The sequence below is a fragment of the Streptomyces sp. NPDC002209 genome, assembly GCF_042890265.1.
Classification (GTDB): Bacteria; Actinomycetota; Actinomycetes; order Streptomycetales; family Streptomycetaceae; genus Streptomyces.
Window position 1 is genome coordinate 41,181 of the sequence record NZ_JBIARX010000013.1, and the last position, 23,229, is coordinate 64,409.

The following is a 23,229-nucleotide window of genomic DNA, read 5'->3' on the forward strand; positions in this document are numbered from 1 at the left end:
AACGGCCTACGCCTCGCGCAGGGCGGCCAGTTGGGCCGCGAACCAGGCGGTCGGGGGCAGGGCCGTGGCCGCCGAGGCCAGCCGCTTGGTGCGCTCCGCACGCTCCTCGTCCGGCATCACCAGCGCAGCGTGCAGCGCATCGGCCGTCTGCGACACGTCGTACGGGTTCACCGTCAGCGCGTCCTCGCGCAGCTCCCCGTACGCCCCCGCCCCGGTCGACAGCACCAGCACGCACCCCGCGTCCGAGACCACCGGGATCTCCTTCGCCACCAGGTTCATCCCGTCCCGCACCGGGTTCACCAGCGCCACGTCCGCCAGCCGGTACGCCGCCAGGGAGCGCGCGAAGTCGTCCTTCACCGACACCAGCACCGGCTGCCAGTCCTCCGTGCCGAACTCCTCGTTGATCCGCGCGGCCAGTTCCCGCACCGCCTGCGTGTACGACCGGTACACCGCCAAGTCCTGCCGGGACGGGTACGCCGAGGCCAGGTGGACCACCCGGCCCCGCCATTCGGGGTGCTCGCTCAGCAGCTCCCGGTACGCCAGCAGCCCCCGCACGATGTTCTTCGACAGCTCCGTCCGGTCCACCCGGACGATCGACTTGCGGTCCCCGACCTCCGCCCGCAGCGCCGCCAGCTTGTCGTTCACCTCCGGCCGGTGCGCCAGCGCCCGCAGTTCGTCGCCGTCCACGCCCAGCGGGTACACGGCCACGGTCGTCCGCCGGTGCGGCACCGGGCCCCTCGTCATCTTCTCGATGTACCGCGCGTCCCTCGGGTCCACCCCGGCCGCCATCTTCGGCTCCGCGATGCCCCGCTCGTCGTCCAGCTGCGCCGCGGTCATGAAGCTGTGCGCCCAGGCCCAGGTGTGGAAGCCCACCACGTCCGCCCCGAGCATGCCCCACATCAGCTGCGCCCGGATGTCGCCGGGGAGCATGTCCAGGAACTCGCGCGAGGCCCACGGGGTGTGCGTGAAGTGGCTGATCTTCAGGTCCGGCCGCAGTTCCCGCAGCTCACCGGGGACCAGCGCCAGGTGGTAGTCCTGCACGAGCACCGCCGCGCCCTGGCCGGCCTCCTCGGCGAGCGCCAGTGCGAAGGCGTGGTTGTAGGCGACGTACGCATCCCACCGCCGCCGGAACACCGCGTCGAAGACCGGCTCGTGCGGGATGTCGTACAGGTGGTGGTGCGTGAACCACAGCACCGAGTTCGCGATGCCGTTGTACGCGTCGTCGTACGTCGTGGGATCGATGTCCAGCATCCGGACACCGGGTTCGGAGACGCCGCGGCGGACCGCCTCCCGGTCCGCCTCCGAGAGCGCCGCGCAGATCCACAGTGCCTCCGGCTGCCGGGCGAGGGCGGCGGAGAGGCCGGAGACGAGGCCGCCCCCGCCGCGCCGGGCGGTGAGCGTGCCGTCGTCGGCGAGGAGGTAGGAGAGCGGGCCGCGGTTCGCTGCAACGAGTACCTGGGAAGCCATGCGGCGAACCTAGCCCGGGGGCTGCCCGCTCAAACGTCAGTTCCCTCACGCCACCCTGCGGCCGGAGTACTCCTTGACCTCGGCCATCGGCGGCCGCTCCTCGGTGTCCACGGCGTACGTGCGCGGCACGAACCCGTTCGGCCCGCGCTCGAACTGCGTCAGCTCCGGACGTACGCGGGCACTCCCCCAGCGGTGGCCGGGGGAGTGCCCGTGCGCGAGCCGCAGCTGCGCCGTGCGGTAGATCGCCGCGGCCATCCGGCCCAGCGCCTGTCCGTCCTGATGGCGGTGGAGCCGTACGCCGACGTCCACCTGGGCCAGCGCGTCCAGCCCGACGGTGTGCAGCGCGTCCACCAGCAGGCCCAGCTCGACGCCGTACCCGACGGGGAAGGGCAGACGTTCCAGCAGGGTGCGGCGCACGGCGTACTCCCCGCCCAGCGGCTGGACGAAGCCGGCCAGCCGCGGCCAGTGGAGATTGAGCAGCGGACGGGCGACCAGCTCGGTCACCCGGCCCCCCTGGCCGGGGGAGCCCCCGAGGGGGCGGTCGTACATCGCCTTGACGAACTGCACGTCCGGCTCGGTCAGCAGCGGGCCGACGATCCCGGACACGAAGACGGAGGAGAAGTCCCGCAGGTCGGCGTCCACGAAGCAGACGATGTCGCCGGTGGTCACCAGCAGCGAGCGCCACAGCACCTCGCCCTTGCCGTGCACGGCCGGGATCCGCGGCAGGATGTCGTCGCGGTGCACCACACGGGCGCCGGCCTTCGCGGCCACCTCTGCGGTCCGGTCGGTGGAACCGGAGTCGACCACGATCAGCTCGTCGACCAGCGGCACCGGCAGCCCGTCGATCAGATCCCGCCGGATCACCTCGACGATGGCGCCGACCGTCTCCTCCTCGTCGAGCGCGGGCAGGACGACGCTGACCGTGGTGCCTGCCGCCCGCTTGGCGCAGAGCAGCTGGTCGAGCGGTCGGTCGGCCGCGGACCAGGAGCGGTCCGCAAACCAGCGCTCCACCTCTTCCAGCACGTTCGGCACTCCCTGTTTCCTCGTTCGTCCTCGGCGGGTTTCAGCCGAAAAGTGATCCATCTCGCGGTTCGGACGGCTGTCTCAACCACCCGGACCTTCCGTTACAGTCTTGAACAACGCGAAGGACCACCGCATGCCGGGGGTCCCCGCGCACAAACGCCCGGACGCGCCATGGAGCGCGCGAACCGGTGCCATACCGCTCATCCAGAGGGGCAGAGGGACACGGCCCGTTGAAGCCCCGGCAACCCTCCAGTCGGTTCTCGCGCCTGCTTGCGGCAGCGAGGTCCCCGGCTAGGGAAGGTGCCAATTCCGTCTCATGGCGAAGTGCGCCATGGGGAAGATGAGGAGAAAGGGCCTCGCCATCATGGCTGCACAGACTGTTGCCACCTCTGTCGATCTCGGACCTGCCACCGGCCTCTCGTGTCGGGAGTGCGGTACCCGCTTCGAGCTCGGACCCATCTTCGCCTGCGTCGAGTGCTTCGGACCTCTGGAAGTCGCCTACGACCTTCCCACCGGGGACCCCGAAGCCCTGCGCGCCGCGATCGAGGCCGGCCCGAACAACATCTGGCGCTACGCCCCGCTGCTGCCCGTCCCCGCGGACGTGGCCTCCAAGCCGAGCCTGAACCCGGGCTTCACCAAGCTCGTGGACGCGGCCAACCTGGCCAAGGAGCTCGGCGTCACCGGCAAGCTGTACGTCAAGGACGACTCCGGCAACCCGACGCACTCCTTCAAGGACCGCGTCGTGGCCATCGCCGTCGAGGCCGCCCGCGCCTTCGGCTTCACCACCCTGTCCTGCTCCTCCACCGGCAACCTGGCCGGCGCCGTCGGCGCCGCGGCCGCCCGGGCCGGCTTCCGCTCCTGCGTGTTCATCCCGCACGACCTGGAGCAGGGCAAGGTCGTCATGGCCGGTGTGTACGGCGGCGACCTGGTCGGCATCGAGGGCAACTACGACGACGTCAACCGCTTCTGCTCCGAGCTCATCGGCGACCCGCTGGGCGAGGGCTGGGGCTTCGTCAACGTCAACCTGCGCCCCTACTACGGCGAGGGTTCCAAGACGCTCGCGTACGAGATCTGCGAGCAGCTCGGCTGGCAGCTGCCCGACCAGATCGTGATCCCGATCGCGTCGGGCTCGCAGCTGACGAAGATCGACAAGGGTCTGCAGGAGCTGATCAAGCTCGGCCTGGTCGAGGACAAGCCGTACAAGATCTTCGGTGCGCAGGCCGAGGGCTGCTCCCCCGTCTCCACGGCCTTCAAGGCCGGACACGACGTGGTCCGCCCGCAGAAGCCGAACACCATCGCCAAGTCGCTGGCCATCGGCAACCCGGCCGACGGCCCGTACGTCCTGGACATCGCGCGCCGCACCGGCGGCTACGTCGAGGACGTCACCGACGAGCAGGTCGTCGAGGCCATCAAGATCCTCGCGCAGACGGAGGGCATCTTCGCCGAGACCGCGGGCGGCGTGACCGTCGGCGTGACGAAGAAGCTCATCGAGAACGGGCAGCTCGACCCGGCGCTGACCACGGTGGTCCTGAACACCGGTGACGGCCTCAAGACCCTGGAGGCGGTGGCCGCGGACAGCGGGCAGACCGCCACCATCCGCCCCAGCCTGGACGCGTTCCGCGCCGCCGGCCTGGTCTGATCTCCCCCCCGACACCCGGAAAGGCAGTAGCGCCATGAGCGTCAACGTCCGCATCCCCACCATCCTGCGCACCTACACCGGCGGCCAGGCCGAGGTCACCGCCGAGGGCGCGAAGCTCTCCGAGGTCATCGCCTCCCTGGAGGAGAACCACCCGGGCATCGCCGCGCGCGTCCTGGACGACCAGGGCAAGCTGCGCCGCTTCGTGAACGTCTACGTCAACGACGACGACGTGCGCTTCGAGGGCGGCCTGGACGCCGTGACGCCGGACGGCGCGGGCGTCTCGATCATTCCCGCCGTCGCGGGCGGCTGCTGACGCAAGAACCCCTGAATTACCCCCTCCGGTAAAAGCGGAGGGGGTAATTCTGCTTGGTTGGGCGCGGTAGGGTTGGGGAAGTCCCCTCCGCTGGACTTGCCCGCCGCATATGAGCGGGTCGTGTGAGGGTTGACATTGAGTCAATATGCAAGCGCGGTATGGGGCTTTGGCGAGATATGCCGGGTCCGAGTTGCCCGCCAATATGCCAAATTTTCACTCTATTTCAATGTATCCCCGTGTCCAGATTTCTCGTCGGATTGACCTGTTGCAGACAGCAGCGGTGCAGATACATTCAGCCCCGGTCGAGGCGTTCCGGCGCAAGTTCTGACCCGGGACCGCGAAGTGCGGTCCTGCGCAAGGGCCAGTAATAGGGGAGTTAGGCATGGCTCAGGGCACCGTCAAGTGGTTCAACGCGGAGAAGGGCTACGGCTTCATCGCGGTCGACGGTGGTGCGGATGTGTTCGTCCACTACAGCGCCATCCAGATGGACGGGTACCGCACCCTTGAAGAGGGTCAGCGGGTCGAGTTCGAGATCTCGCAGGGCCAGAAGGGTCCGCAGGCGGACATGGTCAAGCTCGCCGTCTAGCCCCGGCGCGATCGACCACCGACGCATGACGCACGAGGGTCCACATCCTTGAGGAGGGATGTGGGCCCTCGACGCATGTCCGGGCGCCGGTGCGGGAGCCGGCCCGGCGTTCCCGAAGCCGCTTGCACTCTCGGGGGTCGAGTGCTAATCATTGGCGTTAGCACTCTCCTGCTGAGAGTGCTACTACACAGGACCGGGTCGGTGAGGCCCGCAGGGTCCGGCGGGAAGGAACCGCCGGGCACGCAGGCCGTCCGTCGCGGGCGCGGGCGCGGTCCGGAGCAATCCAACCCTCCCCTCGCGCCGGCGGCGCAGGGGGAACCCCAGTCCTGGAGGACCACTTCAGATGGCCAAGATCATTGCGTTCGACGAGGAGGCCCGGCGCGGTCTCGAGCGCGGGATGAACCAGCTCGCCGACGCCGTCAAGGTCACCCTTGGCCCCAAGGGTCGCAACGTCGTCCTTGAGAAGAAGTGGGGCGCCCCCACGATCACCAACGATGGTGTCTCCATCGCCAAGGAGATCGAGCTCGAGGACCCGTACGAGAAGATCGGCGCCGAGCTGGTCAAGGAAGTCGCCAAGAAGACGGACGACGTCGCCGGCGACGGTACGACCACCGCCACCGTTCTCGCCCAGGCGCTCGTCCGCGAGGGCCTGCGCAACGTGGCCGCCGGTGCCAACCCGATGGCCCTCAAGCGCGGCATCGAGAAGGCCGTCGAGGCCGTCTCCGGCGCCCTGCTCGAGCAGGCGAAGGATGTCGAGACCAAGGAGCAGATCGCTTCCACGGCCTCCATCTCCGCCGCCGACACCCAGATCGGCGAGCTCATCGCCGAGGCCATGGACAAGGTCGGCAAGGAAGGCGTCATCACCGTCGAGGAGTCCCAGACCTTCGGTCTGGAGCTCGAGCTCACCGAGGGCATGCGCTTCGACAAGGGCTACATCTCGGCGTACTTCGCCACCGACATGGAGCGTATGGAGGCGTCCCTGGACGACCCGTACATCCTCATCGTCAACTCCAAGATCGGCAACGTGAAGGACCTCCTTCCGCTGCTCGAGAAGGTCATGCAGTCCGGCAAGCCGCTGCTGATCATCGCCGAGGACGTCGAGGGCGAGGCCCTGTCGACCCTGGTCGTCAACAAGATCCGCGGCACCTTCAAGTCCGTCGCCGTCAAGGCCCCGGGCTTCGGCGACCGCCGCAAGGCCATGCTCGGCGACATCGCCATCCTCACGGGCGGCACGGTCATCTCCGAGGAGGTCGGCCTCAAGCTCGAGAACGCGGGCCTCGACCTGCTCGGCCGCGCCCGCAAGGTCGTCATCTCCAAGGACGAGACCACGATCGTCGACGGTGCCGGTGACAGCGACCAGGTCCAGGGTCGCGTCAACCAGATCCGTGCCGAGATCGAGAACTCCGACTCGGACTACGACCGCGAGAAGCTCCAGGAGCGCCTCGCGAAGCTGGCCGGCGGCGTGGCCGTCATCAAGGCCGGCGCCGCGACCGAGGTGGAGCTCAAGGAGCGCAAGCACCGCATCGAGGACGCCGTCCGCAACGCGAAGGCTGCCGTCGAGGAGGGCATCGTCGCCGGTGGTGGCGTGGCCCTGCTCCAGGCCTCCGCGGTCTTCGAGAAGCTCGACCTGTCGGGTGACGAGGCGACCGGCGCCAACGCCGTGAAGCTCGCCCTGGAGGCCCCGCTCAAGCAGATCGCCGTCAACGGTGGTCTCGAGGGTGGCGTCGTCGTGGAGAAGGTCCGCAACCTGACCGTCGGCTGGGGCCTGAACGCCGCGACCGGCGAGTACGTGGACATGATCGCCGAGGGCATCATCGACCCGGCGAAGGTCACGCGCTCTGCCCTGCAGAACGCCGCGTCCATCGCCGCGCTGTTCCTGACGACCGAGGCCGTCATCGCCGACAAGCCCGAGAAGGCCGGCGCCCCGGCCGGCGGCGGCATGCCGGGCGGTGACATGGACTTCTGATCGGCCCCTGGCTGATCGGCTGTTCTTCGACCGAGGGCGGCACTCCCCACACGGGGGGTGCCGCCCTCGGGCGTTTCAACGCGTCTTAGAAGCCCGAGCTGTCGACCTCGAAGCCGAAGGGGTCCGGGACGGGCAGGGGCGTACCGAAGGGCACCGTCTTGCGGAACTGGTACCCGTGTGGGGAGGGGTCCGAGAAACAGGTGATCTCGGACGCTTGCATGTCGACGACGAGGTAGACGGGGACGAGCTGTCCGTAGACGTCCAGCTTTTCGTGCCAGTCCACGTCTTTCGTGGACACCGAGGTGAACTCGGCCACCAGCGAGAGTTCCGATCCGTCCAGGTGTCTCCCCTCTCCCTTGAAGGCAGAGACGTCGACCACATAGAGATCGGGGCCGTAGGCGCGACCGGCTTCAGGGAACTGGAAGAGGAACGGCGCAATGTCCGCGACGTGACCGTCCGGGGCGTGGGCCTCGAGCTGCTCGCGCAGCGCCCGCATGGGGAGGTAGTAACGCCGCCTGGACCACGGTGACACGATGATCTTCCCCCGGATGAGCTCGGCTTTGAAGCCGTCTGGCGTGTCCATCTCCTCGACCGTGCGCAGGAGCGTCTCGAACGTCGGCGGTGCCGCCTGCTCTATCGGTGTGGCCCGTTCGATCATGATCGTCACCGTTGTCCTCCGCGTGGCGTGCCGTGCACTGGGCGTGAGCCCCGTTCCAGGCTAGCGGCGGGTGGGTGGTCGCGCCCGGGTGCCGAGACGGATCACCACCGAACGTGCGGCTTTTGGTTCACTGGGGGCATGAGCGATCTCTTCGTCAAGATCTGCGGGCTGAAGACCGCGCACGACGTCGACGTGGCCGTGGCCGCCGGGGCCGATGCCGTCGGGTTCGTCTTCGCCGTCGGGAGTCCCCGCACGATCGCCGCCGCCGCGGCGCGCGAGCTCGCGGCGCGGGTGCCGGACTCGGTGCTGACCGTCGGGGTGTTCCGGGGGCAGCCGGTCGAGGAGGTCCGGCGGCTGACCGAGGAGAGCGGCGTACGGGGAGTCCAGCTGCACGGCGACGAGGGCCCGGAGTACTACGAGGCGCTGCGCGCCGAGGGGCGGACGCTGCTGCGGGCCACCGCCGAGCACGTGAAGCGCTGCGGGGAGTACGGGGAGGACCTGCTGCTGCTCGACGCGCCCGACCCCGGCTCCGGCAAGCCGTGGAACTGGGGCTCCGAGGGGTTCACCGCCCCGGAGGGCCATTGGCTGCTGGCCGGCGGGCTGACCCCGCAGAACGTCCGGGAGGCCGTGGGAACCACCGGCGCCTGGGGCGTGGACGTGTCCAGCGGGGTGGAGCGGGAGCGCGGCGTGAAGTCCCCCGACCTGATCCGCGCCTTCATCGAGGCCGCCCGCGGCTGACCGGCCGCTGACGGCAGGGCCTAGGAGACCCCGGCCGAGGCGGTGCCGTCCTCCTCGATGGTCTCGACGCCCGGCAGTGCGGCGAGGGCCGCGACCTGGCCGGGGTTGAGCCGGGCGGCGAAGCCGTGCAGGGCGGTGCGGTAGACGTGGACCGGGGTGACGCCGACCAGCCGCGCCACGTCGGCCGGGTCGAGGTCCCTGCGTACGGTGACGATGTACGAGGGGTGGTCGACGGGGGCCGCGTACGGCACCGGTTCGCGCACGGCGGCCGTGGCCGCCGACACGGGCAGGGCGGAGAAGACGGCCAGTACGGCGACGGCTGCGGGCAGGGCCCGGCTCAGACGGGTACGCATGGGGCGAGGCCATCACGTACAACGGTGCAGGTCAACGAGGTCCACGGGGGTGGCGGGGGCACCGGGGGCGCACCGGCCGTGCGCTCCCTGGTGTGGGGGCGGGCCATACGGGTGATCTTGCGGGAGGCGTGCGGGCCGTACGGGCCGGGACCTCGCACGGCACGGGCTTGACGGCGTAAGGGGACAACCCTTTCTGCAGCGTGCGCGACAGGGCGTGCGGGTGCGGGCACCGGACGATCGGCCAGGCGGTGCACGGCGGTTCAGGACGCGCCCGGGTGGCACCGATGGAAGGGAAGGCCGCCCCCGCAGAGGCATTCGTCCTGGTCGGGGCGGCTCATTCATGCCGACTTCCGTCCCGCCCCTTCAGGGAGTTCCTTCCATGCGCCTGCTCGCACGCCTGGCCGCCGCCGCCCTCCTCACCGTGCCCGCGGTCGCGGCCGGCACGGCTGCCGCCGACACCCCGGAACCGACCCCGGTGCCGCTGCACACCGCCGAGAACGCGGTGCCCGGCCAGTACATCGTGACCCTGGAGAAGGGGCAGGACGCGGCGAAGGTCGCGCAGAAGCTGGGTCTGAAGCCGACGTTCGTCTACACGAAGGCGATGACCGGTTTCGCGGTTCCGCTGACCCCGCTCCAGTTGCAGATCGTGCGGGTGAGCCTCGGGGTGAAGTCGGTCGAGGAGGACGCCGCTGTCCAGTCCATCCCGACGCCGACCAGGACGCCGGGTATGCGGGCGCCGTCCGCGTCGTGGGGCCTGGACCGGATCGACCAGAAGGAGCTGCCGCTCGACAACAGCTTCTCGACCGAGGGCAACGGCGCCGGGGTGACCGCGTACATCCTCGACACGGGCATCGACTACGCGCACGACGAGTTCGGCGGGCGCGCCACCTTCGGCTACGACGCCATCGGCGACGGGCGGCTCGGCGCGGACTGCCAGGGCCACGGCACGCACGTCGCGGGCACGGTCGCCGGCAAGACGTACGGGGTGGCGCGCAAGGCGAACCTGGTCAGCGTCCGCGTCCTCGGCTGCGACGGCAAGGGCACCTGGTCGGGGATCATCGCAGGCATGGACTGGGTGGCCAAGAACGCGAAGCAGCCGGCGGTCCTGAACGCCTCCCTGGGCGGGGACAAGTCGACCGCCGTCAACGAGGCCGCGGACGCGGTCACCAACGCCGGTGTGCTGCCGGTCGTCGCTGCGGGCAACTCCGCGAAGGACGCCTGCGGCGTCTCGCCCGCGTCCGCCGGGCTCGTGGTGACGGTGGCGGCGACCAACCAGTGGGACGAGGAGACCTCCTTCTCCAACTGGGGGCAGTGCGTCACCCTCTACGCGCCCGGGCAGGCCATCGTCTCCGCGAAGCTGGGCGGCGGCAGCGTGGCCCTCGACGGCACGTCGATGGCAGCGCCGCACGTCGCCGGTGTGGCCGCCCTCTACAAGCAGGCGCACCCGACCGCCGCCCCGGAAGAGATCGCCGAATACCTGGAACAGGAGACCACCAAGGACGTCCTGAAGAGCCTCAGCCCGGCCTCCCCGAACAAGCTCCTGTTCACCGCCGGTCTCTGACCGCCGGAGGGTCCTGACGAACCCGGCCCGCAGCCCGATCGCGGATAGGCTGCGGGCCAGGGGGGATCATGAACACGCCATCGCCGCTCGTGAAGCGGCTCGGGGACCACGTGCGGCTCGCCGCGGCCTGCGCGTTCAGCGCCGTCGCGGCGCTGTACGGCGTCCTGTGCCTGAGGTTGACCGTCGTGGACATGTCCGACGTCGTGTGCAGCGACGGCGGCTGCCCGCGCGGGCTGGGCCCGCTGGTGCTGTGGGCGCTGGTCGCCGTGTCGGCCGCGGGCGGCCTGTGGTGGTCGGTCGTGAAGGGGCGCGGGTACCGCTCCGCCGTCGGATGGGTCCTGGCCGTCACCGTCGGGCTCGTCGCCCTGTGGCCCGGCTGGCTCGGCTACTCGTGGCTGCGCGGCCCGCACATGGACCTCTTCTCGTACCAGGTCCCGGACGGCCCGGGCGCGGACAAGCCGCTCGGCTCCTGGGCGGGGCACCCGGACACGGGGTTCGTGGTCCGGGCCCGCGCGGACGTGGTGACCGGCTACAACGGGGAGGGCCGCCACGGCTGGAGCCTGCCCGCCCCGGCCGGCGGCGCGGTGTGCGCGATGAGCGGTGACACCCCCTCCGGCATCGGCCTGCTCACCGTGACCACCGCGGAGAGCACCTGCGGCAACCGCCTGGTGGCGGTGGACGTCACGTCCGGCAAGCAGCTCTGGACCAAGGACGTCCCGAAACTCGTGGGCAAGCCGTCCGCGGGCGGCTCCCTGGCCGCGACCGCGACCGCGGACGCCGTACTCGCCCACGACCTGGTCACCGGTGCCGAGCTGTGGCGCTCCCCGCTGCCCGCGGGCGCCGTCGCCCTGGAGGTCGCCGCCGGCCCCGACCGGGTCCTGCTCCTGGCCCGGACCGACCAGGGAGTCGAGCTGTTCGCGCTCGGCGCCCGCACCGGCGCCGTCGCCTGGCGGTTCCCGATGCCGGTCGGGTACGAATCCCCGCGCATCGTGTCGGCCTCCCCGGCCGCCGCCGTCGGCGACGGGCGCCTGCTGGTGTTCGACGATGCGGGCCGCCCGCGCGGCGAGTCGCCTGCGCCGTACGTCCCGACGACGGGCGAGACGGAGTGGCTGGTCGCGGGCGAGGTGCTCTACGCGTCGGTCCCGGAACGGGAGAAGCGTGAGGTCCTGGCCGCGTTCTCGCTGACGGACGGCCGCCACCTGTGGACCCGCGCCTTCGAGGACGACTGGCGGATCCGCGCCCTGACCGCCGACCGGTTCGGCCGGATCGCCCTGGTCACGGAGGGCGCGTACACCCACCTCTGGCACCTCGACCCGCGCACCGGCAAGCCGCGCGGCGAGCCGACGGTCCTGCGGGGCCTCCGGCTGGGCGAGTCGTTCGCCCTCTACGGCCGGACGTTCGTCAACCTCGACGACGACGGCCGCCTCCCGCCGATCTTCGACGTGGCTCCGACGATCGGCTGGTGAATCAGCTCGCGTAGTCCTTCAGGGCCTCGGTGTCGAGGGTGATGTCGACCGGGTCCGGGATCTTGACCGTCTCGCCGTATGGGAAGGAAGGGTTCTCACGGTACGAGCCACCGCTGGGGTCGCTGTGGACGGTCACCGTGCAGCTCTGCCTGTCGATGAGCAGGTAGACCGGGATGCCGGCTGCCGCATACCCGTCGCGCTTCTCACGGCGGTCACGCCGGTCCGTGTTCGAGTCGTGCGAGGTCACCTCCAGCACCATCAGGACCCCTGCGGGATCGGCCCACTCGCCCGCACCGGCGAATGTTCCGATGGGTGCAAGAGCGCCATCCACCCGTGCACGGCCCGCCCGGTACCGCTCGACCTCCAACCCCCGCTCCCGGTAGAGCCCCAGCCCGGGGCGCTGCTGCATGCACTGTTGCACCACCCACATGATGATCTCGTCGTGGTCGCCGTCAGGCACGGGCTTGACCTCTAGCTTTCCCTGGATGAACTCGAGGGTCACCGTTTCCGGGGCCGCCAGGGCGATCTGTTCGAACTCCTCGACCGTCATCTGTGGGTGCTCGGCAAAGCTGGGGGTCATGGCGTCGCCTCCTCGACACCATGGTGCCCCGTGAGCCCACCTCCGGATCGACTGAATCGTCATATGCGGCTCCGTTCGGGTGCGGATGGCGCATACGCTAGAGGCATATGACGGAGCGCATCCCCGCGACGACGCGTAGTTAGCCCGGATGGGTGAGGTCGCTCAGAGGGTGGAGAGGAAGGAGCTCCAGGCGTCCGCGCCGAAGACGAGGTGGGCACCGTCGGGCCGCTTGGAGTCCCGGACGGGGACGAGGCCGGGGTGGCCGTCGGCGACTTCGAGGCAGCTGCCGCCGCTGCCGTCGCTGTGGGTGGACCTCCGCCAGGTGGCCATCTCCAGGCAGTTACCGCCGTCGCCAGCGCTGTAACTGGACTTGTGCCAAGTGGCCGCCGACAGGTCGTACTCAGGCGTGCTCGTCATTCTCGTAATCCTCCGCCACAGACTCGATTAGAGCCAGTGATTCCCGGGGTGGTAGCGCGCTGGCCGTGAGGAGATCGTAGGTCAGGGTGCGTTGGGAGACTGTCGCCGGATCATCCAGCAGGAGCCCTGTTTCAAGGCCTTCGACGTAGGCGAGCGGGGGAGCGTCGTCAAAGGCCATCAGCCTGAGAGGACCACCCAGGGACGCATGAGCACCAGTCCTGAATGGGACGACCTGGGCGATGATCCGGTGAGAGCGGATGAGTGTGGCGATGTGACGCAAGGCCTCGGCCATCACAGCAGGGCCGCCCACCTCACGGCGCAGCACCGCCTCGTCAAGAACACACCACAACAGTGGTGTTGTTGGATCAATCAGGAGCGCGGCTCGGGCCAACCGGTTGGCCACCAGCTCGTCGATGGTCTCGGCCGTGGCCGTCGGTTGGTACGCGCGGAAGACCGCTCGCGCGTACGCCTCGGTCTGCAAGAGCCCCGGGACGATGAGCGGCGCGTACTCGCGGATGGCCTTTGCCAGAGCCTCGGCCTCGGCCGCCGCCGCGAAGTGGTCCGGGTACTTGGACTTGGCCGCCGCGCCGCAGTTGCGGGTGAAGAAGCCGTCTGTGCCCAGGATCTCGTCCATCTGCCGGGCGAATTCGATGTGCATCCGCCGCGTGCCGGCTTCGAGCTGGCCGATGAACGAGCCGCTGACGAAGAGGGGTTCGCCGAGTTCGGTCTGGCTGAGGCCCGCGCGTTCGCGGGCCACGCGCAGTTCGGCGCCGAGCAGGGCGCGGGGTGAGGAGGACGGGTCGAGGTTCTTACCTGCCATGGCAACTCTCCTGGCAACACGTGCCGTTGTTGCGGTGTCCGTATTGAAAGGCTACCGAGCCCGTCGCCACGCTGTGTGTCGAAGCTGAACACTCAGAGTGGAAAGGTGACGTGTCATGGTGCTCACTCCGAAGGAGCGGATGCAGGCGGCCGAGGAGGCCGTGCAGCAGCTCAAGGAGTCGCTGACCGGGGTCGGGGTCGTGTTCCCGTCCCTCGGGGTGGACGGGGTCTCGGCCGCCGGTACGTACGGGCTGCCGCTGGTCGATCTGGGCCGCTGCAACCTGGACACCGCGCTCCGGCTGGCCGCCGTGCTCCACGAGCGGGCGCACCCGTGATCGAGCCCGGGGCCGCCGACTGGGGCTTCGAACTCGGATGGAAGCTGCGGAGATTGGAGCAGACCCTCCTCGGCGGCGGATGGAAGCGCGGGGGGCGGGCGCAGCCGCCTGCGCCGGGTGTGCAGCGGTTCACGCTGATCCACTGGCCGGTGGGGGAGTGCGCGCGGTTCGAGGACGCCCGCTACGACGGGCTCAAGGCGCGGCCCCCGCAGGGCTGCGCGGTCGAGGAGATCGGCGGGTACTTCGGGCTGCGCTGCGAGCGGCCGGGCGCGCGGCTGCTGGACGCGGTGGCCGAGCTGTGCGGGGAGGTCCGGACCGGACACGGGCTGCTCATGACCGACCTCGGGTTCGAGAGGCTCTGGGAGTGGTCGGAGGACGGCACGGACGGCTGGGGCGCGGAGATCGTGGGCCAGCTGCTGCTCATGGCCGCCGAACGGGCCCCGGAGCTCGGCTACTCGATGGAGGATCTCGTTCGCTTCCTGCGTGCGGCGGTAGGGGTGGAGTGCGAGGTGAAACCCGTCCGAGCGCCGCTGACGAGGCCCGGGCTGTAGGATGGCATATGTATTGACCAGATCTGTATGCCTGGAGGGCCCAATGTCGCGCACCATGGTGGACCTGGATGATGCACTTCTTGCGGAGGCCGCGGAAATACTGGGGACGACCACGAAGCGGGCGACGATCAACGGAGCACTGGCGGAATTCGTGGCCGCAGCCCGGCGTCGGCGCTTCGTGGAGTTGATGGATGAAGGCGTCTTCGATGATCTGCGCGACCCGGAAGTGATGCGGGGGGCATGGCGGTGACGGTGTACCTGGTCGACAAGAGCGCGTGGGCCCGGATGCATGTGCCGGCTGTCCGGGACAGGCTGATGCCGCTCTTGGAGCGTGGTCTGCTCGCGACGTGCGCGGTTGTCGACCTGGAGATCCTCTACAGCGCGCGCAACGCCGAGGACCACGCGCGTGGCCGCTCCGTACGGCGAGGCTTCGCCTGGCTGCCCCTCACCGATGAGGTGGGGGAGCGGGCCATCGAAGTGCAGGGCCTGCTGGCGCAGAGCGGTGACCATCGGCGCGCCTCACTGGCGGACCTGCTGATCGCCGCCACGGCGGAGCGCCACGGGGCGGTGGTCCTCCACTACGACGCGGACTACGACGGGATCGCAAAGGTCACGGGACAGTCGGTGGAGTGGGTCGTGGAACAGGGCTCGGTGCCCTAACGGCGGTGAGGCGCGTCTGGGGCCGTATCCCGTCAGTCGGTGGCGAGGCGGGCGTGGAGGTGTTCGTCGTGCCAGCCGTCCGCGTGGAGGAGGGCGCCGCGCATGGTGCCCTCCAGGGGGAAGCCGGCCTTCGTCGCCACGGCGCAGGAGGCCGGGTTGGCCACGGAGTGGGTGATGCGCACGCGGTGCAGGCCGAGGTCGTCGAAGGCCCAGCGGGTGACGCGGTCGGTGGCCGCCACCATGACGCCGGCGCCGCGGCCGGCCGGCAGCAGCCAGTACAGGATCTCGCCGCTCCCGCCCGCCAGGTCGAGGTCGGCCAGGCCGATCAGGCCGACGGGCAGGCCGCCGGCGGTGGGAGCCACCGCCCAGATCGCGGCCTGTTCGGCGTGCCAGCGCTCCTGCCAGCGCTCGATGCGGGCCACGGCCTCGGCCGGTGACAGCATCGGCGGGCGGTTCCAGTGGCGGATCTCCGGGTCGTGGCAGGACTCGACCAGCGCGGGGGCGTCGTACGGGGTCCACGGGCGCAGGTGGCGGCGGCCCGGGAGGTCGAGGACCGGCTGGGGGAGGGTTGCCATCCGGCCCGGTGGGACCACCGGGGCGAGGGTCACGCCGCGTCCCGGAAGTGGGCCAGCAGGGCCTCGGCGTCGGCGGTGCTGCCCGAGATGGTGTCGAAGCCCATGCCGGCCGGGACGGCCTGCCCCCACAGCCAGGCGTGGTGACAGCTGAAACAGAAGATCAGCTCGAACAGGGGCTCGTCCAGGGCGTCGTACGCCCGCAGGCCCCAGCCCGGCGCGAAGCAGATGCGCGGCTCACCCGGCGCCATCGACGCGAACAGCGCGAGCGAGTCGGCGGCCTCTCTGCCCGTCCAGCGGGAGACGACGTCGCCGGTCATGGGGTCGCCGTACCGCTCGGGGCGCGCGGAGAGGCGCACGACCTCGACGACAGCGGCGGCGGCAACGGCATCGGCGGGGAGCTCCATCCAGGCAGTGTCCCGAATGCGGCTAGATTTTCGCTACAACCGGCTCGTTGACCGGTGGGGCGGTGGCCGGAATTGGCTCCTGATCGGCGTTGAGCTCGGTCAGCATCTGCCGCGTGAATCCGAAGAAGTACGTGGCGGCGAAGCCCACCAGGTAGCCGGCCAGAAGGCCGCCAGCGTAGATCGCGAGGTTCGGGCCCAGCCCCGACGGGCCGTCCAGCAGCGGGAACAGCGCCCACCCCGACGGACCGATGGCCGTCGCGCCGAACGCGAACCCCAGCTGGTTGCAGAGGCCGACGAACGCCCCGCCCGCCGCGCCGCCCGCGCAGGCGGTGACGAAGGGGCGGCCCAGCGGGAGCGAGACCCCGTAGATCAGCGGTTCGCCGACGCCCAGGAAGCCCGCCGGGAGCGCGGACCTGATGGTCGTCCGCAGCGACCGGTTGCGCGGCAGCCGGCAGTAGACCGCGAGGGCGGCGCCGACCTGGCCCGCGCCCGCCATGGCGAGGACCGGCAGGAGGGCGGTGTGGCCGGTCTGCTCGATGAGGGTGGTGTGGATCGGGATCAGGGCCTGGTGCAGGCCCAGCATCACGAGCGGCAGGAACAGGCCGCCCAGGACCAGCCCGGCGAAGGCGCCGCCGGTGGCGAGCAGCCAGGTCGCGAAGGAGCCGATGGCGGTGGAGACCTCGCCGGCGAGGAACATCAGGCCGAAAATGGTCACCAGCCCGGAGACCAGGACGGTGAGGGTGGGGGTGACCAGAGCGTCCACCGATTCGGGGACCCGCCTGCGGCACAGTTTCTCCACCCGGACCGCGAGGAACGCGGCTGCCAGGGCCCCCAGTACGCCGCCCTGGCCGGGCGAGAGGTGTTGGCCGAAAACATCGATCTTCGCGACGCCCGGGAAGACGATGATCGCGGCGACGGCGCCGCCGAGGACCGGGGTGCCGCCGAACTCCTTGGCCGTGTTGTAGCCGACGAACACCGCGATCAGCGACATGAACCCCGAGGCGATCGCGGCGAGCGCCGGGACGGCGGCGGGCAGCCAGCCGGTGTTCAGCAGCAGGCCGTTCAGGCCGGCGATGATGCCGCAGCCGATGAGCGCCGGGATCAGCGGGACGAAGACGTTCGCGATCCGGCGCAGGAACAGTTTCACCGGGGTGCTGTTCCTGGCCTTCTGCGCCTGCTTCAACGCGGCGCCCCGGTCGGCGAGTTCCTCGGCGGTGACCGCTGTGGCGGCCGTACGCGGCGGGTGCCCGGCCGAGCGGCCCTGCTCGACCAGCGCCTCGAACTCCGGGGTCACGCGGGCGACGGTCCCCGGCCCCAGCACGATCTGGTAAGTGTCGTCCTCGACGACGCCCAGCACCGCGGGCAGTGCCCGCAGGGCCGCGTCGTCGACCAGCGAGCGGTCGTGCAGCGCGATGCGCAGGCGGGTCATGCAGTGCGCGATCGAGCTGATGTTGTCCGGGCCGCCGACCAGGGGGAGGATCGCGGCGGCTGTGGCGCGGTTCTTGTCAGTGGACATGTGGTGATCGCCTTGCGTCGGGGGAACGGGGCAGTCAGCAGGTCGGCAAGTCAGCAGGTGGGCAGGTCAGCGGGGCGGTGGCATCACTCGGTGGCGGCCGTCGTACGGGCGAGGGCCTCCCGGAGGTGGCCGTGCGAGGCGGTGAGCAGCCCGGCCGCGGTCGGGCCGTCCACGCCCGCGAGGAGCACGAGCACGGCCTGCTTGACCTCGCCGCCGGTGGCGTCGAGCGCGGCCTCGATCTCCCCGTCCGGTGCGCCGGTGGCCAGCGCCAGGATCCGCCGGGAGCGGGCGCGCAGCTTCTCGTTGGAGGCGTGCAGGTCGACCATCAGGTTCCCGTACGTCTTCCCGAGCCGGATCATCGTGATGGTCGAGACGAGGTTCAGGACGAGCTTCTGCGCGGTACCGGCCTTCAGGCGGGTGGATCCGGTCAGCAGCTCGGGCCCCACGACGACCTCGATGCCGTGCTCGGCGGCCGCGGCGAGCGCCGATCCGGCGTTGCAGGACAGGCCGACGGTGAGCGCGCCGCGCGTACGGGCGAACGCGACGGCGCCGATCGCGTACGGGGTGCGGCCGGAGGCGGAGATGCCGATGACGGTGTCGTCGGCGGTCAGCTCCAGGGCGGCCAGGTCCGCGGCGGCCAGTTCGGCGGAGTCCTCGGCGCCTTCGACGGCTTCGACCATGGCGGTGGGGCCGCCCGCGATCAGGCCGACGACCTGGGCCGGATCGGTGTTGAAGGTGGGCGGGCACTCGCTGGCGTCCAGGACGCCCATCCGGCCGGCGGTGCCGGCGCCCGCGTAGACCAGCCGCCCGCCCCGGGCCATCCGCAGCGCGATCGCGTCGATCGCGGCGGCGATGTGCGGCAGCTGGGCGGCGACGGCCGCCGGGACGCCGGCGTCCTCGGCGTTCATGGTGCGGGCGATCTCGAGGGTGGACAGCCGGTCGATCTCGGCCAGTTCGGGGCGGAAGGCCTCGGTGGTCAGCGTGTCGAGCTGGGCGCGCAGTGCGGCGTACGACGCGGTCATGGGCGGGGGCTCCTGGCGGTTCGGCGGGGGGCGAGTGCCTCGTAGGAGGCGGCGAGCGCGGGCGCGGCGGTCTCGTACGTCTGCTGCGCGACGGCGACGAACAGGCAGTCGACGACGAGGAGCTGGCTGGTCCGGCTGGACATGGCGGCCGGGCGCAGCCGGGTCTCGCGGGCGGCGGAGGTGGCCAGTACGAGGTCGGCGTAGCGGGTGACGGGGGCGTTCGGGCGGCTGGTGAGGGCGATGGTGGTGGCGCCGCGCCCGAAGGCGGTGCGGAGGGGGTCGATCACGTCGGCCGTGGCGCCGGAGTGGGTGATCGCGACGGCAGCGTCTCCGGGGCGCAGCTGTACGGCGCCCGTGACGGCCAGGTGGGGGTCGCCGTGGGCGTGGGCGACGAGGCCGATGCGCAGCAGCTTCTGGGCCAGGTCCTGGCCGACGAGGGCGGAGGCGCCGACGCCGTAGACGTCGATGCGGCGGGCGGTCGCGAGCGCGGTGACGGCGGCGGAGAGCGCGGCGAGGTCGAGTCCGGCGGCGGTGTCGGCGAGGGTCCGGGCCTCCTCGTGGGCCAGTTTGGCGACGACGTCGGCGATCGGGTCGTCGACGGCTATGCCGGCGGTGACGGCGGGTGCCGCCCCGGACTCCTGCTGCGCGGCGAGCGCGGCGAGCGCGAGGCGCAGGTCGCGGTAGCCGCCGTAGCCGAGGAGGCGGGCGGTGCGGACGACGGTCGCCTCGCTGGTGCCGGTGCGCACGGCGAGCGCGCCGACGGTGAGGCGGGAGCAGCCTGCGGGGTCGGCGGCGACGGCCTCGGCGACGGCCTGCACGGAGCGGGTCATGGAGGGGCCGAGCGCCCGGATCCGGGCCTGCAGGGCGCCGGGGGCGGGCGCAGGGGCCGGGGGGCTGGAAGTTTCCTTCGCATCTGCGCTCACACCTGAAAGCTATTTTCGGCCGTGGGGGCCGTCAAGGCGCCATGAGTCCCCCGCGGCGAATGGACCTTCGTCAGCTGGGCCATACGGGTCCACAATGGGCGCATGGACCACGCGACCCCCATGGAACAGGCGCTGCACGTCGCCCGCGCCCTTGTTCTCGCCGATCTCGCCGCGGGCGAGGTCGCCGAGGCCGATGTCGTCTCCCTCGTCGAGGACTCGGTCACGCACCGCCGGTGGTGGGTGGAGCAGTGGCCGGAGGGGGTCGACTACCTTGCCGGACTCGTCGCCCAGGACGTGCAGGACGCGCTGCTGGAGAAGTACGGGCGCTGGCCGCTGTGCCCGGTCTGCTCGCACGGCGATCCGCACGCGCTGGACGTGGAGCCGGAGTTGGGACCCGACCCGCACTGGGTGTGCGCCAAGGCAGGAGTGAAGGTCGCCGCGGTCGGCGGCCTCGCGCCCGTCTTCGGTGCCGGCCGGTGAACCGCCGGTGACGCTCTACATCGACCCGCCGACGTGGCCGGGTCATGGCCGCATGTGGTCGCACCTGGTCAGCGACGTCTCGTACGAGGAGCTGCACGCCTTCGCGGCGTCGATCGGCTGCCCGCCGAAGGCGTTCGAGCGCGACCACTACGACGTGCCGTCGTACCGCTACGCGGATGCGGTGCGGGCGGGCGCGGTGGAGGTGGGCAGCAAGGAGCTGGTGCGCCGCCTGACGTCCGCGGGTCTGCGCCGCCCGAAGGGCCGCCCGGCGTAGCGGAGCCCGCCGGGACCGGGGGCTGGCGGGGTCAGCGGGCGGCGGGCCGTGCGGGTGCGGCCGGTGCCGCCGGTGCGGTCGGTGGCGGTGCGGTCGGTGCGGCCGCTCCCGACGAGGCGATCACCCGGGTCGCGGCGGGCGGGGTGCGGTGGTGGAGGCGCAGGGCGATCGCGGTCAGGGCGATCGCCGTCAGGGTCATCGCGGCGCCCGCCCAGGCGGTCGCGGCGAAGCAGTAGTCGGCGTCGATCACCGTGCCGCCGAGCCAGGGGCCGCCCGTGTTGCCCAGGTTGAACGCCGCCGTCGTGGTGGCCCCGGCGAGGGTCGGGGCCGCGCCCGCGACGTTGAACATGCGGGCGTTGAGGGCCGGCGCCGTGAAGAACGCCGAGACGCCGAGCAGGAACGACAGCCCGACCGCCGCCACCGCCGCCGACGCCAGCAGGGCCAGTGCGACGAGGAAGACCGTGGACGCGGCGATGCCCCACAGCATCACCCCGAACAGGTGCGCATCCGCGATCCGCCCGCCGATCGTCGTGCCGACGAGCGCGCCGACCCCGAACAGTGCCAGCACCCACGGCACCCGGCCCGCGTCCAGCCCGGCGACCTCCGTCAGCAGCGGCGACAGGTAGCTGAACGCGCAGAAGACCCCGCCCGCGGCCAGGGCCGTGACGCCGACGGACAGCCACACCTGCCGGTCGCGGTAGATGCGCAGCTCACGCGCCAGGGTGGGCCGTACGGCGGGCAGCGGGATGTCCGGGATCAGCGCCAGGATGCCGGCGAGGGCGACCGCCGAGGCCGCGCCGACCGACCAGAACGCGGAACGCCAGCCCAGGTGCTCCCCGAGGAAGGCGCCGGCGGGGACGCCGAGGACGTTGGCGATGGACAGACCGCCGATCATGACGGCCATGGCGCGGGCCCGCTGGTCCTTGTCCACCATCGCGATGGCGACGGCCGCGCCGACCGCCCAGAAGCCGGCGCAGGCGAGCGCGGAGACGATGCGGGACGCGAAGAGGAGCTCGTACGAGGGGGCCAGCGCGCCCGCCACCTGCCCGAGGCCGAAGAGGCTGATGAGGGCGATGAGGGTGGTGCGGCGCGGGAGCCGCAGCGTCGCCACCGCCAGCAGCGGCGCCCCGACGACCATGCCGATCGCGAAGGCCGATATCAGCAGGCCCGCCTGCGGGATGGTGACGCCCATGTCCTCGGCGATGGGCGGCAGCAGCCCGGACAGCATGAACTCGCTCGTCCCGAGCGAGAAGACGGCCAGGCCGAGCACGTGGACGGCGACGGGCATGCGGGAGCGCGCGGGGGCGGCGGGGGCTGGGGGCACGTTCCGTACGAACCTCCGCGCCGCGGATCTCATTCCCCGGCGCCGAGCCCGGCGAGCTCGGCGGCCAGGTTGCGGCGGGCCGGGGCCTCCCAGTGGGCGGCGCCGTACGGGGTGCGGAAGAGGCGGGGCAGCGCGAGCAGCTGGCGCAGTACGGCGGCCCGGCCGGCGCGGAAGGCGTCCTCGGGGACGAACCCGTACTCGGCGCGCACGGCGGCGGCGTACGCGGCGTACGGGTCCGGGCCGCCCGCCAGGACGGCCAGGTCCGCATCGCAGAGCACCTCGCCGTTGGTGTCGCCGGGGGCGGGGTCGTGGGTGACGGTGAGCCGGACCAGGCGGGCCACCTCGGCGGTGCGGGCGGCGCCGACGCCGAGCTCGGGCAGGGCGCGCTCGGCGAGGGCGGCGCTGCGCTCCTCGTTCTCGGAGCGGTCGGGGCGGTAGACGGCGTCGTGGAACCAGGCGGCGAGCTCGACGGCGGCGGGGTCGGCGGCGTGCGCGGCGAGTACGTCGATCCGCGCGAGCACGTCGGCCAGGTGCGCGGTGGTGTGGTACCGGCGCTGCGGCTCCGCCCAGGCGGCCAGGAGCCGGTCGGCGTAGGGGTCGGGGTCGCGGTCGGCGGGGGCCCCGGCGGCGGTGGCGGTCGCGCGCCAACGGGCGCGGAGCAGGCCGGTGTCGGGCGCGGCGGCGGGCTCGCCGTGGGGCTCGGTGTCCTTGCGGTCCATGCGGACATTGTGCGGGTGGCGTGATGGCGGTGGTGGAGGGTGGGCACGGGCCCGTACTCTGGATATTGGACTAGACCTATTTTCCATACCAGCAGCTTTCCGGAGGAGTGGGGCCCAATGAGCAACCGTGCAGTCCTGGAGGTGATCGCCCTCGACGTGGAGGACGCGGTCGCGGCCCAGGCCGGTGGGGCGGACCGACTGGAACTGGTCACCGACATGGCCGCCGACGGGCTCACCCCGCCGCGCGAGACCTTCGCGGCGATCAGGGCGGCGGTCGACATCCCGCTGCGCGTGATGCTCCGCACGACGGACGGCTTCGCGGCCGGCTCCGCCGAAGACGTGGACCTGCTGGTCGCCGAGGCGCGGGCGCTGCGGGCGGAGGGGGCGCAGGAGTTCGTCCTCGGGTTCCTGACCCCGGACGGCAGCCCGGACCTGGCGGCGCTCGACGCGGTCCTGGCGGAGCTGCACGGCTGCAAGTGGACCTTCCACCGGGCGATTGACCGGGCGGCGGACCGGGACCAGCTGCGCAAGGCGCTCGCCGCCGCGCAGGGGCTGCCGGGGCCGGACACGTACCTGACGGCGGGGGCGGCGGAGGGGGTCGAGGCGGGCCTGCCGGTGCTGCTGGCCGAGGCCGCGCGGCGCGGGGAGCCGGGGTACACGGCGCAGATCCTGGTCGGCGGCGGGCTGGCGCTGTCGCACCTGCCACAGTTGCGGGCCGCGGGGATCGACGCGTTCCACATCGGCGGCGCGGCCAGGCCCTCCGGGTGGGACCGCCCCGTCTCCGCCGCCGCCGTCGCCGCCTGGCGCACCGCCCTGGCCTGACGGCCCGCCCGCGGGCGCCGCGCGCCCGCCGGGAGCCG

General features: G+C 71.7%; 28 protein-coding genes and 1 riboswitch. Of the genes, 14 read left to right on the top strand and 14 right to left on the bottom strand.

The annotated features are described in order from the left end of the window. Positions 1-6 precede the first annotated feature (6 nt). Positions 7-1,467 carry a trehalose-6-phosphate synthase gene (locus ACFYXK_RS24250; protein ID WP_389412978.1) on the bottom strand — a complete coding sequence of 487 codons (1,461 nt, stop codon included), beginning with the start codon at positions 1,465-1,467 and terminating at the stop codon, positions 7-9. 45 nt (positions 1,468-1,512) lie between these two features. Next, positions 1,513-2,490 carry a glucosyl-3-phosphoglycerate synthase gene (locus tag ACFYXK_RS24255; protein WP_389412979.1) on the bottom strand — a complete coding sequence of 326 codons (978 nt, stop codon included), beginning with the start codon at positions 2,488-2,490 and terminating at the stop codon, positions 1,513-1,515. Positions 2,491-2,687: 197 nt separating this feature from the next. Next, a riboswitch (SAM riboswitch) is annotated at positions 2,688-2,837 on the top strand. A gap of 17 nt (positions 2,838-2,854) precedes the next feature. Between ACFYXK_RS24255 and thrC the strand changes: the two genes are divergently transcribed. The 4 genes from thrC (at position 2,855) to groL (ending at position 6,994) form a co-directional block, all read left to right on the top strand. Next, complete coding sequence (thrC, locus tag ACFYXK_RS24260; protein ID WP_389412980.1) at positions 2,855-4,129, top strand: threonine synthase; 1,275 nt, start codon at positions 2,855-2,857, stop codon at positions 4,127-4,129. A gap of 34 nt (positions 4,130-4,163) precedes the next feature. After that, entirely contained in the window at positions 4,164-4,442 is a 279-nt protein-coding gene (locus tag ACFYXK_RS24265) for a MoaD/ThiS family protein (RefSeq protein WP_389412981.1), read from the top strand. A gap of 382 nt (positions 4,443-4,824) precedes the next feature. Further along, positions 4,825-5,028, top strand: a complete 204-nt coding sequence (locus ACFYXK_RS24270) for a cold-shock protein (RefSeq protein ID WP_005315736.1) — start codon at positions 4,825-4,827, stop codon at positions 5,026-5,028. A 343-nt stretch (positions 5,029-5,371) separates the two neighbouring features. Then, positions 5,372-6,994 carry a chaperonin GroEL gene (gene groL, locus ACFYXK_RS24275; RefSeq protein ID WP_030298711.1) on the top strand — a complete coding sequence of 541 codons (1,623 nt, stop codon included), beginning with the start codon at positions 5,372-5,374 and terminating at the stop codon, positions 6,992-6,994. A gap of 85 nt (positions 6,995-7,079) precedes the next feature. Here the strand turns inward: groL and ACFYXK_RS24280 are convergent, their stop codons facing one another. Beyond that, the gene (locus ACFYXK_RS24280; RefSeq protein ID WP_389413072.1) at positions 7,080-7,652 is read right to left on the bottom strand and encodes a Uma2 family endonuclease; all 573 of its coding nucleotides are present in this window, start codon (positions 7,650-7,652) and stop codon (positions 7,080-7,082) included. 138 nt (positions 7,653-7,790) lie between these two features. On the opposite strand from ACFYXK_RS24280, the gene ACFYXK_RS24285 reads away from it, so the two are divergent. After that, on the top strand, positions 7,791-8,390 hold the full coding sequence (locus tag ACFYXK_RS24285) for a phosphoribosylanthranilate isomerase (RefSeq protein WP_389412982.1): 600 nt from the start codon (positions 7,791-7,793) through the stop codon (positions 8,388-8,390). A gap of 20 nt (positions 8,391-8,410) precedes the next feature. On the opposite strand, the gene ACFYXK_RS24290 is transcribed toward ACFYXK_RS24285, so the two are convergent. Then, positions 8,411-8,743, bottom strand: a complete 333-nt coding sequence (locus ACFYXK_RS24290) for a protease inhibitor I9 family protein (RefSeq protein ID WP_389412983.1) — start codon at positions 8,741-8,743, stop codon at positions 8,411-8,413. A gap of 379 nt (positions 8,744-9,122) precedes the next feature. On the opposite strand from ACFYXK_RS24290, the gene ACFYXK_RS24295 reads away from it, so the two are divergent. Beyond that, the gene (locus ACFYXK_RS24295; protein ID WP_389412984.1) at positions 9,123-10,304 is read left to right on the top strand and encodes a S8 family serine peptidase; all 1,182 of its coding nucleotides are present in this window, start codon (positions 9,123-9,125) and stop codon (positions 10,302-10,304) included. A gap of 68 nt (positions 10,305-10,372) precedes the next feature. Beyond that, entirely contained in the window at positions 10,373-11,770 is a 1,398-nt protein-coding gene (locus ACFYXK_RS24300; protein WP_389412985.1) for a PQQ-binding-like beta-propeller repeat protein, read from the top strand. 1 nt (position 11,771) lies between these two features. Here ACFYXK_RS24300 and ACFYXK_RS24305 read toward each other — a convergent pair whose 3' ends face one another. The 3 genes from ACFYXK_RS24305 to ACFYXK_RS24315 form a co-directional block, all read right to left on the bottom strand. After that, positions 11,772-12,350: a Uma2 family endonuclease gene (locus ACFYXK_RS24305; protein ID WP_389412986.1), complete on the bottom strand. Its 579-nt coding sequence runs from the start codon at positions 12,348-12,350 to the stop codon at positions 11,772-11,774. 162 nt (positions 12,351-12,512) lie between these two features. Further along, positions 12,513-12,767, bottom strand: a complete 255-nt coding sequence (locus ACFYXK_RS24310) for a DUF397 domain-containing protein (protein ID WP_389412987.1) — start codon at positions 12,765-12,767, stop codon at positions 12,513-12,515. After that, the gene (locus ACFYXK_RS24315; protein WP_389412988.1) at positions 12,751-13,587 is read right to left on the bottom strand and encodes a Scr1 family TA system antitoxin-like transcriptional regulator; all 837 of its coding nucleotides are present in this window, start codon (positions 13,585-13,587) and stop codon (positions 12,751-12,753) included. Before ACFYXK_RS24315 ends, ACFYXK_RS24310 begins: the two co-directional genes overlap by 17 nt. A gap of 115 nt (positions 13,588-13,702) precedes the next feature. Here ACFYXK_RS24315 and ACFYXK_RS24320 point away from each other — a divergent pair, with 115 nt between their 5' ends. From ACFYXK_RS24320 to ACFYXK_RS24335, 4 genes are read left to right on the top strand one after another with little or no spacing between them, the layout of a single operon-like run. Next, on the top strand, positions 13,703-13,921 hold the full coding sequence (locus ACFYXK_RS24320; RefSeq protein ID WP_383517003.1) for a hypothetical protein: 219 nt from the start codon (positions 13,703-13,705) through the stop codon (positions 13,919-13,921). After that, positions 13,918-14,472: a hypothetical protein gene (locus ACFYXK_RS24325; protein WP_389412989.1), complete on the top strand. Its 555-nt coding sequence runs from the start codon at positions 13,918-13,920 to the stop codon at positions 14,470-14,472. Before ACFYXK_RS24320 ends, ACFYXK_RS24325 begins: the two co-directional genes overlap by 4 nt. A gap of 43 nt (positions 14,473-14,515) precedes the next feature. Then, positions 14,516-14,722 (top strand): type II toxin-antitoxin system VapB family antitoxin, encoded by a 207-nt coding sequence (locus ACFYXK_RS24330; protein WP_266666042.1) that lies wholly within the window; start codon positions 14,516-14,518, stop codon positions 14,720-14,722. Beyond that, positions 14,713-15,132 carry a PIN domain nuclease gene (locus ACFYXK_RS24335; protein WP_389412990.1) on the top strand — a complete coding sequence of 140 codons (420 nt, stop codon included), beginning with the start codon at positions 14,713-14,715 and terminating at the stop codon, positions 15,130-15,132. The genes ACFYXK_RS24330 and ACFYXK_RS24335 overlap by 10 nt, the downstream gene beginning before the upstream one ends. A gap of 32 nt (positions 15,133-15,164) precedes the next feature. On the opposite strand, the gene ACFYXK_RS24340 is transcribed toward ACFYXK_RS24335, so the two are convergent. The 5 genes from ACFYXK_RS24340 to ACFYXK_RS24360 form a co-directional block, all read right to left on the bottom strand. Continuing rightward, positions 15,165-15,707: a GNAT family N-acetyltransferase gene (locus tag ACFYXK_RS24340; RefSeq protein WP_389413073.1), complete on the bottom strand. Its 543-nt coding sequence runs from the start codon at positions 15,705-15,707 to the stop codon at positions 15,165-15,167. Positions 15,708-15,736: 29 nt separating this feature from the next. Further along, positions 15,737-16,111 carry a hypothetical protein gene (locus ACFYXK_RS24345; protein WP_389412991.1) on the bottom strand — a complete coding sequence of 125 codons (375 nt, stop codon included), beginning with the start codon at positions 16,109-16,111 and terminating at the stop codon, positions 15,737-15,739. 22 nt (positions 16,112-16,133) lie between these two features. Further along, positions 16,134-17,627: a PTS transporter subunit EIIC gene (locus tag ACFYXK_RS24350; protein WP_389412992.1), complete on the bottom strand. Its 1,494-nt coding sequence runs from the start codon at positions 17,625-17,627 to the stop codon at positions 16,134-16,136. A gap of 83 nt (positions 17,628-17,710) precedes the next feature. Next, positions 17,711-18,649, bottom strand: coding sequence for an N-acetylmuramic acid 6-phosphate etherase (gene murQ / locus ACFYXK_RS24355; RefSeq protein WP_389412993.1), 939 nt, complete (start codon positions 18,647-18,649; stop codon positions 17,711-17,713). Beyond that, a complete protein-coding gene (locus tag ACFYXK_RS24360) occupies positions 18,646-19,572 on the bottom strand; it encodes a MurR/RpiR family transcriptional regulator (protein WP_389412994.1) in 927 nt (308 codons plus the stop codon). Before ACFYXK_RS24360 ends, murQ begins: the two co-directional genes overlap by 4 nt. A 102-nt stretch (positions 19,573-19,674) precedes the next feature. Between ACFYXK_RS24360 and ACFYXK_RS24365 the strand changes: the two genes are divergently transcribed. Together ACFYXK_RS24365 and ACFYXK_RS24370 are read left to right on the top strand one after the other, a co-directional pair. After that, complete coding sequence (locus ACFYXK_RS24365; RefSeq protein WP_383516989.1) at positions 19,675-20,052, top strand: hypothetical protein; 378 nt, start codon at positions 19,675-19,677, stop codon at positions 20,050-20,052. A gap of 7 nt (positions 20,053-20,059) precedes the next feature. Beyond that, the gene (locus ACFYXK_RS24370) at positions 20,060-20,326 is read left to right on the top strand and encodes a DUF4031 domain-containing protein (protein ID WP_389412995.1); all 267 of its coding nucleotides are present in this window, start codon (positions 20,060-20,062) and stop codon (positions 20,324-20,326) included. A gap of 31 nt (positions 20,327-20,357) precedes the next feature. Here the strand turns inward: ACFYXK_RS24370 and ACFYXK_RS24375 are convergent, their stop codons facing one another. Next, positions 20,358-21,614 (bottom strand): Cmx/CmrA family chloramphenicol efflux MFS transporter, encoded by a 1,257-nt coding sequence (locus tag ACFYXK_RS24375; protein ID WP_389413074.1) that lies wholly within the window; start codon positions 21,612-21,614, stop codon positions 20,358-20,360. A gap of 65 nt (positions 21,615-21,679) precedes the next feature. After that, entirely contained in the window at positions 21,680-22,369 is a 690-nt protein-coding gene (locus ACFYXK_RS24380; protein WP_389412996.1) for a hypothetical protein, read from the bottom strand. 117 nt (positions 22,370-22,486) lie between these two features. Between ACFYXK_RS24380 and ACFYXK_RS24385 the strand changes: the two genes are divergently transcribed. Next, on the top strand, positions 22,487-23,191 hold the full coding sequence (locus ACFYXK_RS24385) for a copper homeostasis protein CutC (RefSeq protein WP_389412997.1): 705 nt from the start codon (positions 22,487-22,489) through the stop codon (positions 23,189-23,191). Positions 23,192-23,229: the final 38 nt, after the last annotated feature.